This window comes from Staphylococcus sp. FSL W8-1270, assembly GCF_038007165.1.
In the GTDB taxonomy this organism is placed as follows: Bacteria; Bacillota; Bacilli; order Staphylococcales; family Staphylococcaceae; genus Staphylococcus; species Staphylococcus hominis.
In genome coordinates this window covers 697190-706524 of sequence record NZ_JBBOWQ010000001.1, presented here as the reverse complement: position 1 = coordinate 706524, position 9335 = coordinate 697190, and the positions used below count along the sequence as shown (strand labels likewise).

Sequence of the window (9335 nt, the reverse complement as noted above, 5' to 3'; positions counted from 1 at the left end):
TTAACCTCCAATATATTTATCTTTAAGTTTTAATAACTCATTATAATTAGCTTTGAGTTTTGTTTCTGATATTTCGGCATCAGTTGAAAACTCATCTATGATTATTTTGGAACTGTTATAGTATTCTTTTAGTAAATAATCAACCAAACTTTCTTTACTGTTTATACGTTTAATATCTTCATTTATATCTGGATTTTTGATTTCTTTTTCCCTTGTTGCTTGTACTTCTTTTTTCTCTTTTTCTATTTCTATTTTTAAACTTTTATAAAACTCGTCATGAGGTTTATAGAAAATTTCCCATTCACCGTTATTGTTCGAATACTTTTCTTCAAATAACTTTCTGTTTTCAGGTTCGTCTAAAACTGCAACCCATTTTTCTTTTTGTTTAGCAAACATTATTGGTTGTTTTATTCTTTCGAACACTACTCACTCACCTCTACTTTAATTCTGTTTAAATCAAATTGATCCGTTTCTAATGCATAATCATTCGGTGCAGTATCAATATCATCTTCGCTTTCTAAAATGACAATTGCTTTTTTCGTTAAATACATTCCAAGTGCAAGCATACTAGCTAAATAAATGAATTTAATTAATTTTATAGTCACACTTATTCACTCCTATAAAAATTCATCTTTCATTCTTGCCATTGTATCTCGATATTCTTTTCTAGCTTCTTCTTCATCAGGTGGCACCATGTTGTAAATTGCATTGATTTTTTTTGAATGATGAATATAATTATCTTCCATTTTCCTCTTTACTTCTTCGTTACCATCAAAATATTTTCTTATTTCTTCTCGTATTTGTTCAGTATTATATTTCATCTTCTAAGCACTTCCTTTACACGTTGATAAATATCTTCTTTATTCCCCTGTGCTATCTGTGAATTCTCTGATTAGGAATTGTTTCACTTCCCCAGCACCTCTTTACTCTTTCTTTTTAAACTTCAAAGTCACTACATCTCTAAAATGTCGGTTTCTTGTATGAGTTTCTGAAAGTTTATAATTAGTTATCATTTCAATAACTTCATAATCTACTAGGTTCAGATGAGATATATGAATATTAGTTTCATCTTTTCCGTCAAATAATCTTTTTAATATTTTTATTGTCGGTTGTTCGAAGTTTTTCAATTTTTTCACACCTCTTTCATAATTAAATGTATCTACTTCTACATTCACACCAGCGACAAAAGAATAAATTTCATTTTTTGATAAATAAATTTTTCTATTATCTCTACGAATTAGCCGATATACATCACTGTTAAAATTTAGGTCTATTTTTTCGATATTATGGAAATTTTTAAATTCATTATCCATGAATGTAACTTTTAATGTATTCTTTAACATATTCTCTACTCCTTACTCTTTGCGAAGTATTCTTTTAATCTCTGCTACTATATCCTTACTCTCCTGTGCTTCCATACGCTCCTCTTTCCGACACTTCATCAAACTCTTGTACCTCCGTTGGCTCTGGTAACATCACTGGTGTAACAACCAACTGCGCTAAGCGTGTGCCTGCTTTAACTACGATTGCCTCATCACCGATATTATCTGTGATAATTCCAATTTCTTTGTTATAAGTGTGATCGATTGTACCTAACGCTACACGTAATTTTGTATCTTTTGATTTACCTGAACGTGGTCTCACTTGCGCTTCATATCCATACGCTAAATCAATCGCAATGTGTGTTGGTACTACTTTTGTACTGTGCGCTAAAATTGTTGTATCTTCTGCTACATATAAATCTAATCCACTATCTGTTGGATTTGCTCTTGTTGGTAAAATTGCTTTCTCACTTAGTTTTTTAATTGGTAAAATTGTCATTTATTGTTCCTCCAATATTTGAATTAATTGAATGTTGTATCATTCTTGAAAAACGTTCACTTTCTGCTTTTGTATCAACTATTTGATATCTGTAATTCAACGCAGGTGCTACTGGTGGTTTAAGTGGCGACTGCTTAATAACTACTTTTTGTTCGCCGACCAATGTATGAAAACTACCACCATTCAATAAGCTGAGTAAGTCATTTTCATCTAGGTATATAGTTTCTTCACTCATCACTACCACACTCCAAATCTTTAATGATTTTTATTATTTTTCCTACTTGCCCCTCGAACTCATAGCGGTCATTTTCTTCAAACCAACTAACCAACTCTTTTATCTCATCAAACGCTTCTGCCTTCCTTTTCACTTCTGCCATATCACTGATAAGTTCATCACGTTGTTTTTTATAATCATTACATTTCTTTGTCATCTCATAGAGTTTTTCTATTAAAGTGTACAAACTCTTAACAACATTGTGATATTCTTCTATAGATAACTTAACTTCTGCCATTCCTATCCCTCATTCCATTTCGATTTCTCTTTCAATAGCCCTGAGTCCCTTAGATCATCATTCAAACTACGTGTCCCGTCCTCGTACCATACATTTGCAAGATACCTACCAAACACATCGCTCTTGTACGTCTGAACGTAGATATCTTTATGTTCTACACATTCTCTAGTGAACGCTGTTGCCTCTTTAAACTTATCCTGTCCTCTTTCTGGCGTATCGACACCTAGCAAACGTACACGACGTTTAGCGTAGGTATCAAAGCCATAATCGAGTAATATATCTATCGTATCCCCGTCCACAACATTGGTGCATGTTGCTTTGTAGGTGTAGAGATTGTTGATGTCTATCGTAAACACTCCCTGTTCCTTTTTATGTCACACTCACTAACTTTCATCGTCACTCTACTTCCTGCTACCCTAACCACAAAGCCTTTGACATCTAACTCACGTAACCTCCGCTGTATTTGTGTAGGTGTCTTGCCTTGTGTAGCATAGCGATAGCGTTGGTTAATTGTGTTGCTAAGTATCATGAGATTAACTCCTCGCATATCTCATCAAACGTTTGAATACCTCTACCGTCAGTGACATCCATAATCACGCCATACACATATTGATTGATACTGAACTCTGCTCTATCCTGCTCATCTGAAATATGTCCTGTGCCTTGTCTAATGTCAGTACATTGGACAAAAATCTTAATATTCTTCTTACTTGCTTTTTTAAGATGCTGTGCGTAACCCATTTCGCAAATTGTTCCCTGTGCATGTGGTAAGTAATCAAATATCATGACATCGCTTGTTTCCATGCCTAACGTGTCATTGAACACAATACGTTCTGCTAGTTTATCTTGGTTAGCATTCGCTTTATCGTTGATATCCTTATCGTCGTGTGGTGCATAGACTTTAAAGCCTAATCGCTGTAATTCTTGTTTCTCCCACTCACGACGCATTTGTTGTCCTATACTTAGCATGTCACCACCTAAATAGATCATTGTTCGGCCTCCATTTTTTCAATCAATCTATCTGCATAATCTCTAGCTTTTTTTATATCTGCTAGTTCATCATCTTTTCGACCTGCACGAACTGGATATTTAATCATGTTACCTTTCATAAAGCCTTTGAATTGTTCAAATGGTAATTGTTGATATAAGAAGTCAATAACATCTATATTTTCACTACCTTTATAATGATTGGGTATATTACTGTCTTGTTCTTTCTGATTTAAATTAATCTTACGAGTGAAAGGCTCGTTCACTTTCACGAAGTCCCAAGTATCATCTATCTCAATTTTTCTGCCTGCTTCTGTTTCAACTTTTGCCCAAAAGTAAATTCCATACTTTTGATTAGTTGCACCAGATTCATCAACAATCGCTAAAAAACTACGAAGTTTATCGCGAGTATATATTCTGATTACATCATTTCTCATTAATTCACTAATTATCATTCTCTATTCCTCCACTTTTGCAATTTCATAATGATTACTAATATTAAAAGTGTGTTTTCCTACTTCTACAACTGCATAAGGTTTACCACCGTTAAAATGTAATTCTCTGACTATCCCTGTTGTTGAATAACTTTCTGGTCGTCTAAACCAAATATTATCTCCAACTTCTAATTGTTCGATTGTAACGTTTTCTACCATTCGCTTATCCCCTTACCTTTGGAAATATATCGTTCTCTGCTAAGTATCTAAACCACTTACTACTCACTCTGTGTTTAGCGACTAATTCTTCTGAACGTCTTGCTCTTGCGATACGTTGCTCACGTCTTTTACGTTTCAATGCTCTTTCGTGTGCTGCTCTTAACTCCATTAACGTTTTATATTCTTGTTCTGACAATGCTCCATGTTGTTCTTTCTCTGCTAGTCTGTTTTCGTTAATCATCAATTATCCCCTCCGTAACTGCTCTTTCTATCGTCCAACCATAATTCAATCTGTTTCTGATTGCTCCTTTTGTAATACCGTGTTCAAGTGCATACTCGAGTTTATCTAAAGGAATGTAGTGCATTTTGCCTTGAATTACCATGAGGTAACGTTTCTTACCATGTACTTTTACAACGTTTCTCATACGATCACTTCCAATGCTCATAACGAAAATCTACATCTTTAATGTCGATATCATCGAAAATTTTTTCTGGACTTTTCTTCGCTTGTTCGACTACTCTATCCATTTCTTCGTCAGTTTCTTTAGTTGCTGGTAATTCAATCGTGCCTCTGATAACTACTTCAGCTTTGACTGTTGCCATTACTCATCACCTACCAATTCGCCATCTTTCCAGATGAGTTGTCCTATTCTTTCACTTTCCATCAAATAAATTGAATGATATTCAAACTTAGAATTATTAGGTTGGTTCTCAATGACTTGTTTTATAGACTTAGAATTGATTTTAGCTACATTGACTGAATGTCCGTTGTTAGGAAAATATTGAGTTCTAACTACTACCACTGATGGTAAAACTGTATTTTCAGTAAGTTCTTCTTCAACTTCTACTGTGAAAGTGTCTGTCGATTCTATTCCAGTAATATTCACCCAACCATCAGGTGTGAATTGCACAAATGACCCTTCTCTACTTCCATAAAAAAATGGCAGCAATTCCTTTTGTTTAAATCCCCACTCAATTAATTCTGGTAATGTCATTTTTACTTTTCGTTTAATCTTTACCATTCTTCATCTTCTCCTTCTTACGCTTCCTGCGTACTTTAATTAGTTCTTCATATGTTATCCACTCAAGCCCTGTATATTTAGGTGCTTTGCATATCCATGTAAGTTTGATTTTTGGATATTTATGTCTAAACATTTTCGCTTTCAACTTCGCTACTTCTGTTGGCATTCCTTTTACATCTATCACTTCGACTAGCACATCATCTTTGAATAGTGCAAAGTCTGCGATATATTCCGTTTTACGTTGCTTATCGAATTTAGGTATTAACTCATATCTAGGTTGCAACTCGATACGATCATATCCATTACCTAAGTTACGTTCTAAATATTGGTAGTAGTCGCATTCGACTTTGCTATCGAACACGACACCTTTATATTGAATTTTTTTGGCATTGTATTTACTCACGTTGTCACTCCTAGAATAAGAAATCATCTATTGTTGTTTGTTGCTTTAGTTCTTCTCGCTTAAATAATTTATGCTTACGTTTCATCTCTGCTAGTTCTTCTTTTGTGACAGATGGTTTAAAATATTTATCTGCCATTCCACCTAAGTTGGTTAAGTAGAAAGTGCCATCGTCTCTAGGTAGCACTCTCAATACTTTCCAACCGTCACTTTCAAACAGGTCGTAGGCGTTAGGTTGATTTTCTCTAAGTCCCATATTCAACCACAGACTCTCTAATTCGACGTTCTTCCAATTTACAATTCATAAGGAAAATTAATGCTTCTTCATCACCATTTGACCAATCAACCATTTTCTGAGCATATATATCGTTACACTCAAGTATTTGCTTAATGTTGTCTACCGTCACCATGCGTCACGTCCTCTGAAATCATCTCCCAGCACTCGAACCGTTCTTGCATTTTGTTTCATACGTGAATTGATCCGTTGCCAGTTCATGTTTTGATTTAATTCTTTGTCACTAAAGTTAGTAGTAAAGATATTGTTCTTACCTACTCTGTTATCTACAATTGAAAATAGTTTATTTAATGTGTGTTCAGTGTTTTCTACACCTACATCATCAAGTACAAGTAAATCTATGTTGCTTAGTAGCTGTACAAGTTCATCTGTCGTTTCAGTAGCATTACGATTGTATGTTGCTTTAATGCGTTCCATTAACATTGGAATGTGCATGAATGCTACCGAATACCCTTGTTGCTTAATTGCCTTTGCTATGGCATACGCTAGGTGGCTTTTTCCAGTACCATATGAGCCTTGTAGTATTAATGACTTAGGTTCATCTAGGGAAAATGTTTTAACGTACTCAATCGCTGTATTTTTAGCTTTTACTTGATGTTCATTCTGTGGTTGGTAACTATTAACAGTTGCATCACGTAAAGATGCGTTCACATTAGATTGGTTAAAGATACGATTGAGATACTTCTGCTTTCTCTGTTGCTCAGCTTCTTTACCAGCAGCAATCATTGAGCAATCACAACCATGTCTGAACTCTTGTCCATTACTGAATTTGTAATAGTCGTAGGTGTTACCACATCTTTCACATTTAAGGTTATGTTCTTCTTCTACAATGTTTCGATTAGGCTTGATATTTCTTGCTAAACTTCCTAATGATTGCATTACTTATCACTCCTAGTCCCAATAACTTTCGTCATACTTCATTCTGTTTAGTTGATCCATGCCACTAGGTTGAGTTTTTTGATTTAGATAACTTTCGAATTTAGTACCAAATAACGTTTCAGGTCGGAGATATTTATCGCTATCTGTGTTCAACCATTCATCAGTTTTGATGTCGATTACCTTTTTGAAGTCATCTAACCTAAAATCTTGGTTCCATCTTGCTTCAATGAACTTTCTTGTTTTAGCTGTTTTATGCTTGAAGTTTTTACCAGTTTTCTCATTGAGGTAATCAACAATTTCTTTATAAGGTATTCGAGACGAAGTCGGGTTGCCCGACATTATATTATTGTTAGTAGTCTCTGTTGTAATCTCTGTGTAATCTCTGGTATTGGTCTGCTCATTTTGAGCAACTGCATCTGCTCGTTTTGAGCAAGTCGTTTGCTCATTTTGAGCAAGTCGTTTGCTCACTCCCTCAAGTTTGAAATAATCAATTGAATACCATTTTGTGTTGTCAAAACCAGCCTTGTTGTAATTACCTACGAATAATAGTTCTTGTTTCTCTAAACTTGAGATAGTACGTCTGATTGTTGCGTTACTCCAGAATGGGAAATGTTGTTCCCATTCTTTGTAACTGTTGTATATCCAGCGTCTACCATCGTAGTTATGATTACTTTTCTTCAACCAGTAGTGCATTTGCTGTAATACAATTGCTTCATTCAAACCTATTTCAGTAGCTAACTTAGGAAGTACAAGTATCGGATAATCATCAATTAATAGATTATTCATCGTTAGCACCTTCTTTCAGTGCTTTGATCTTGTCTGGTATATCCCAGTTAGATATAAATTCTTTGAGTTCATCTGTCATAGAAACGTTGTTTAGTTTAGTCTCTTCACCGAATAAAAATACAGAACACTTATTGAAAGCTAGGGCAGCTTGTTCTTTATCATTAAAATTGCCTATAAAAAATTCATTTTTACGATAATTTATCCTTGCACCGATTTTATTTTTGTTAAGAAATATCCCGTAATATTCAGTTCTGTTATTTCTTCTTTTTTGACGATCTTTATATGTGGTGTAATCTCTGTGAGTTCTATCATCTTTCCCTATCTTATTTAGATAACCATTGCCACCCCAATACTCCATAACAGCATTGTTATATGCGATAGCTGCTTCATCTTCAGACTTATAACTACCTAAATACTTTGATTTTTCATCTACTTTTATAAAAGCAACCCATTTTTTTCGATTTTTTCTCCAAGTAACACCCTTATATTTAGAAATACTTTTATAACTTGGTCTTGACCATCTAGAATGATTTCCTTTATTTGACAAGTTATCTTTTGTGAAATTATTATTTTTTTCTTTTTGAAATGATTTCTCTTTTATAAAATTCGTCAAGCTAATTCTTTTTCTATTTGCTAAAACAGTTCCAATCATTCTTGTGTTATCACTATAATCTTTAAACCATATATGCTGATTTACTCTTTCGTAATCTTCATCATCTACGAATATTTCTTCGCCATCTTGTAAAAATATTGATTTAACCATTTTTCTCTCCTTTCAGCATGGCATTTAATTTACTGTCAACTTTTATCCAACTGTTTTGTAGTTGATAATAATTGTTAAAACTTTCCATCCCCATTTGGTGCTGCGTCGTATGATGTTTACGACATAGTGCTAAAACGTGTTTATCATAGTGATTTATCTTATTCCTATTCATTCCTCTACCTACTGCTTCTAGGTGTGCTAGGTCTGAATTAGGCTGACCACATATGACACAATGTCTTGTAATAGTTGCCCAATAGAGATAATTTTTATCTTCTTTCATCATTTCGCTTGTTTTGTAGTTAAGTGGTATTCCATTAGTGAATATCCACTCGAACATCACATCTATAATTTGTTTAGCAATCGTTCTTGTACAATCAGCTAATGAAATTCGTTGTTCATATCCATATAAGAACTTCACGTAGTCTTGGAACATTTGCCTCATATAATCTCTAGGCTGTCCCGTATGTGCTTCTATATCGTTACATAATGCGAATATCAACCTACGTTGTTTGCCAGTGATAGAATTTGGATCTATCACTGAACAATCAACATTAATAGGCTTGCCTAAGTTCAATAAATCAATAGCTTGTTCAGGTATCTCAACGTTGGTAATAACCACATCGTATAAACCTTTGCTATTTCGTTGATACTTAACAATTTGCTGCACTTAAATCACTCCAATTAGAATGGAAGGTCTTCATCACTAATATCAATTGGACCATTAGCGTTTGCGAATGGATTATTCGGACTGTTCAAACTAGGTTTACTTGTTTGTTGCTCGTTGTTATTGTTCTTTTGATTATCTTTAATTTCATATTTTTCAAATACTGGTGTGCCATCAAACTTCCAAACACGTTTTAATGAAGTGTTCCATTTATCTGTGTAGTCATTGTATTTACGTTCTAATTCAATATTGATAGGTTTGCCGATAACATCTTTTTCTGTGAAATTGAACATTCCGTTATTACCTTGTACACCTAAGTCATCTAAGAATGTATAGATCCAGTTTCTAGCAAACTCATTTTCCATATCAGCGTTAGCGTAATGAGTGAAGTCTCCTTCTTCTCTGTGAGTGAATGTGATAACAAATTGAGGGTGTCCATTTTTAGAGTTTTTACTTTCGAAGTTTTTTACTTTCACACTATATTGACCTGGTTGCATATAGTTACCTAATTTTTGAGCGTTTTGTAAATTTAAATTGAAGTTCATAATTGATT

Annotated in this window: 24 protein-coding genes; all 24 read right to left on the bottom strand. The window is 34.1% G+C overall.

The genetic code is table 11. The features are described from left to right. A complete protein-coding gene (locus tag NSU06_RS03485; RefSeq protein WP_048680212.1) occupies positions 1–423 on the bottom strand; it encodes a hypothetical protein in 423 nt (140 codons plus the stop codon). Next, on the bottom strand, positions 423–605 hold the full coding sequence (gene rinB / locus NSU06_RS03480; protein ID WP_340779417.1) for a transcriptional activator RinB: 183 nt from the start codon (positions 603–605) through the stop codon (positions 423–425). The genes NSU06_RS03485 and rinB overlap by 1 nt, the downstream gene beginning before the upstream one ends. 12 nt (positions 606–617) lie before the next feature. Continuing rightward, positions 618–821 carry a hypothetical protein gene (locus NSU06_RS03475; RefSeq protein WP_002500231.1) on the bottom strand — a complete coding sequence of 68 codons (204 nt, stop codon included), beginning with the start codon at positions 819–821 and terminating at the stop codon, positions 618–620. Between the two features lie 102 nt (positions 822–923). Further along, on the bottom strand, positions 924–1343 hold the full coding sequence (locus NSU06_RS03470) for a hypothetical protein (protein WP_340779414.1): 420 nt from the start codon (positions 1341–1343) through the stop codon (positions 924–926). 55 nt (positions 1344–1398) lie between these two features. Continuing rightward, positions 1399–1821, bottom strand: a complete 423-nt coding sequence (gene dut, locus NSU06_RS03465) for a dUTP diphosphatase (RefSeq protein WP_049379163.1) — start codon at positions 1819–1821, stop codon at positions 1399–1401. Further along, complete coding sequence (locus NSU06_RS03460; protein ID WP_340779411.1) at positions 1802–2056, bottom strand: hypothetical protein; 255 nt, start codon at positions 2054–2056, stop codon at positions 1802–1804. The genes dut and NSU06_RS03460 overlap by 20 nt, the downstream gene beginning before the upstream one ends. Next, positions 2049–2333, bottom strand: a complete 285-nt coding sequence (locus tag NSU06_RS03455) for a hypothetical protein (protein ID WP_340779408.1) — start codon at positions 2331–2333, stop codon at positions 2049–2051. The genes NSU06_RS03460 and NSU06_RS03455 overlap by 8 nt, the downstream gene beginning before the upstream one ends. 2 nt (positions 2334–2335) lie before the next feature. After that, a complete protein-coding gene (locus tag NSU06_RS03450; RefSeq protein WP_340779406.1) occupies positions 2336–2689 on the bottom strand; it encodes a thermonuclease family protein in 354 nt (117 codons plus the stop codon). Then, the gene (locus NSU06_RS03445) at positions 2677–2862 is read right to left on the bottom strand and encodes a hypothetical protein (protein WP_340779404.1); all 186 of its coding nucleotides are present in this window, start codon (positions 2860–2862) and stop codon (positions 2677–2679) included. Before NSU06_RS03445 ends, NSU06_RS03450 begins: the two co-directional genes overlap by 13 nt. Further along, a complete protein-coding gene (locus NSU06_RS03440; RefSeq protein WP_340779402.1) occupies positions 2859–3323 on the bottom strand; it encodes a nucleoside 2-deoxyribosyltransferase in 465 nt (154 codons plus the stop codon). The genes NSU06_RS03445 and NSU06_RS03440 overlap by 4 nt, the downstream gene beginning before the upstream one ends. After that, complete coding sequence (locus tag NSU06_RS03435) at positions 3320–3775, bottom strand: DUF3310 domain-containing protein (protein ID WP_048680236.1); 456 nt, start codon at positions 3773–3775, stop codon at positions 3320–3322. Before NSU06_RS03435 ends, NSU06_RS03440 begins: the two co-directional genes overlap by 4 nt. A 3-nt stretch (positions 3776–3778) precedes the next feature. After that, the gene (locus NSU06_RS03430) at positions 3779–3973 is read right to left on the bottom strand and encodes a hypothetical protein (protein ID WP_053021993.1); all 195 of its coding nucleotides are present in this window, start codon (positions 3971–3973) and stop codon (positions 3779–3781) included. Between the two features lie 4 nt (positions 3974–3977). Then, positions 3978–4214 (bottom strand): hypothetical protein, encoded by a 237-nt coding sequence (locus NSU06_RS03425; RefSeq protein ID WP_340779398.1) that lies wholly within the window; start codon positions 4212–4214, stop codon positions 3978–3980. Then, positions 4207–4398, bottom strand: coding sequence for a hypothetical protein (locus NSU06_RS03420; protein WP_048680239.1), 192 nt, complete (start codon positions 4396–4398; stop codon positions 4207–4209). Before NSU06_RS03420 ends, NSU06_RS03425 begins: the two co-directional genes overlap by 8 nt. A gap of 4 nt (positions 4399–4402) precedes the next feature. After that, entirely contained in the window at positions 4403–4576 is a 174-nt protein-coding gene (locus tag NSU06_RS03415; RefSeq protein ID WP_340779394.1) for a hypothetical protein, read from the bottom strand. Continuing rightward, entirely contained in the window at positions 4576–4995 is a 420-nt protein-coding gene (locus tag NSU06_RS03410; protein ID WP_340779391.1) for a hypothetical protein, read from the bottom strand. The genes NSU06_RS03415 and NSU06_RS03410 overlap by 1 nt, the downstream gene beginning before the upstream one ends. Next, complete coding sequence (locus tag NSU06_RS03405) at positions 4982–5398, bottom strand: DUF1064 domain-containing protein (RefSeq protein WP_100442486.1); 417 nt, start codon at positions 5396–5398, stop codon at positions 4982–4984. The genes NSU06_RS03410 and NSU06_RS03405 overlap by 14 nt, the downstream gene beginning before the upstream one ends. Positions 5399–5408: 10 nt before the next feature. Further along, positions 5409–5651: a hypothetical protein gene (locus tag NSU06_RS03400; RefSeq protein WP_340779388.1), complete on the bottom strand. Its 243-nt coding sequence runs from the start codon at positions 5649–5651 to the stop codon at positions 5409–5411. Then, complete coding sequence (locus NSU06_RS03395; RefSeq protein ID WP_340779387.1) at positions 5641–5805, bottom strand: hypothetical protein; 165 nt, start codon at positions 5803–5805, stop codon at positions 5641–5643. Before NSU06_RS03395 ends, NSU06_RS03400 begins: the two co-directional genes overlap by 11 nt. After that, positions 5799–6569, bottom strand: a complete 771-nt coding sequence (locus NSU06_RS03390) for an ATP-binding protein (protein WP_340779385.1) — start codon at positions 6567–6569, stop codon at positions 5799–5801. Before NSU06_RS03390 ends, NSU06_RS03395 begins: the two co-directional genes overlap by 7 nt. Before the next feature lie 12 nt (positions 6570–6581). Then, positions 6582–7355, bottom strand: a complete 774-nt coding sequence (locus tag NSU06_RS03385; RefSeq protein ID WP_340780039.1) for a conserved phage C-terminal domain-containing protein — start codon at positions 7353–7355, stop codon at positions 6582–6584. Beyond that, complete coding sequence (locus NSU06_RS03380) at positions 7348–8118, bottom strand: AP2 domain-containing protein (RefSeq protein WP_242279046.1); 771 nt, start codon at positions 8116–8118, stop codon at positions 7348–7350. The genes NSU06_RS03385 and NSU06_RS03380 overlap by 8 nt, the downstream gene beginning before the upstream one ends. After that, the gene (locus tag NSU06_RS03375) at positions 8111–8785 is read right to left on the bottom strand and encodes a putative HNHc nuclease (protein ID WP_340779380.1); all 675 of its coding nucleotides are present in this window, start codon (positions 8783–8785) and stop codon (positions 8111–8113) included. The genes NSU06_RS03380 and NSU06_RS03375 overlap by 8 nt, the downstream gene beginning before the upstream one ends. 14 nt (positions 8786–8799) lie before the next feature. Further along, a complete protein-coding gene (locus tag NSU06_RS03370; RefSeq protein WP_340779378.1) occupies positions 8800–9327 on the bottom strand; it encodes a DUF669 domain-containing protein in 528 nt (175 codons plus the stop codon). Positions 9328–9335 lie beyond the last annotated feature (8 nt).

Excerpts from the sequence above, each read along its gene's own strand:
- NSU06_RS03475 (WP_002500231.1), bottom strand. The coding sequence starts at position 821 with ATGAAATATAATACTGAACAAATACGAGAAGAAATAAGAAAATATTTT.
- NSU06_RS03470 (WP_340779414.1), bottom strand. The coding sequence starts at position 1,343 with ATGTTAAAGAATACATTAAAAGTTACATTCATGGATAATGAATTTAAA.
- dut (WP_049379163.1), bottom strand. The coding sequence starts at position 1,821 with ATGACAATTTTACCAATTAAAAAACTAAGTGAGAAAGCAATTTTACCA.
- NSU06_RS03460 (WP_340779411.1), bottom strand. The coding sequence starts at position 2,056 with ATGAGTGAAGAAACTATATACCTAGATGAAAATGACTTACTCAGCTTA.
- NSU06_RS03455 (WP_340779408.1), bottom strand. The coding sequence starts at position 2,333 with ATGGCAGAAGTTAAGTTATCTATAGAAGAATATCACAATGTTGTTAAG.
- NSU06_RS03445 (WP_340779404.1), bottom strand. The coding sequence starts at position 2,862 with ATGATACTTAGCAACACAATTAACCAACGCTATCGCTATGCTACACAA.
- NSU06_RS03440 (WP_340779402.1), bottom strand. The coding sequence starts at position 3,323 with ATGATCTATTTAGGTGGTGACATGCTAAGTATAGGACAACAAATGCGT.
- NSU06_RS03435 (WP_048680236.1), bottom strand. The coding sequence starts at position 3,775 with ATGATAATTAGTGAATTAATGAGAAATGATGTAATCAGAATATATACT.
- NSU06_RS03430 (WP_053021993.1), bottom strand. The coding sequence starts at position 3,973 with ATGGTAGAAAACGTTACAATCGAACAATTAGAAGTTGGAGATAATATT.
- NSU06_RS03425 (WP_340779398.1), bottom strand. The coding sequence starts at position 4,214 with ATGATTAACGAAAACAGACTAGCAGAGAAAGAACAACATGGAGCATTG.
- NSU06_RS03420 (WP_048680239.1), bottom strand. The coding sequence starts at position 4,398 with ATGAGAAACGTTGTAAAAGTACATGGTAAGAAACGTTACCTCATGGTA.
- NSU06_RS03415 (WP_340779394.1), bottom strand. The coding sequence starts at position 4,576 with ATGGCAACAGTCAAAGCTGAAGTAGTTATCAGAGGCACGATTGAATTA.
- NSU06_RS03410 (WP_340779391.1), bottom strand. The coding sequence starts at position 4,995 with ATGGTAAAGATTAAACGAAAAGTAAAAATGACATTACCAGAATTAATT.
- NSU06_RS03400 (WP_340779388.1), bottom strand. The coding sequence starts at position 5,651 with ATGGGACTTAGAGAAAATCAACCTAACGCCTACGACCTGTTTGAAAGT.
- NSU06_RS03395 (WP_340779387.1), bottom strand. The coding sequence starts at position 5,805 with ATGGTGACGGTAGACAACATTAAGCAAATACTTGAGTGTAACGATATA.
- NSU06_RS03390 (WP_340779385.1), bottom strand. The coding sequence starts at position 6,569 with ATGCAATCATTAGGAAGTTTAGCAAGAAATATCAAGCCTAATCGAAAC.
- NSU06_RS03385 (WP_340780039.1), bottom strand. The coding sequence starts at position 7,355 with ATGAATAATCTATTAATTGATGATTATCCGATACTTGTACTTCCTAAG.
- NSU06_RS03380 (WP_242279046.1), bottom strand. The coding sequence starts at position 8,118 with ATGGTTAAATCAATATTTTTACAAGATGGCGAAGAAATATTCGTAGAT.
- NSU06_RS03370 (WP_340779378.1), bottom strand. The coding sequence starts at position 9,327 with ATGAACTTCAATTTAAATTTACAAAACGCTCAAAAATTAGGTAACTAT.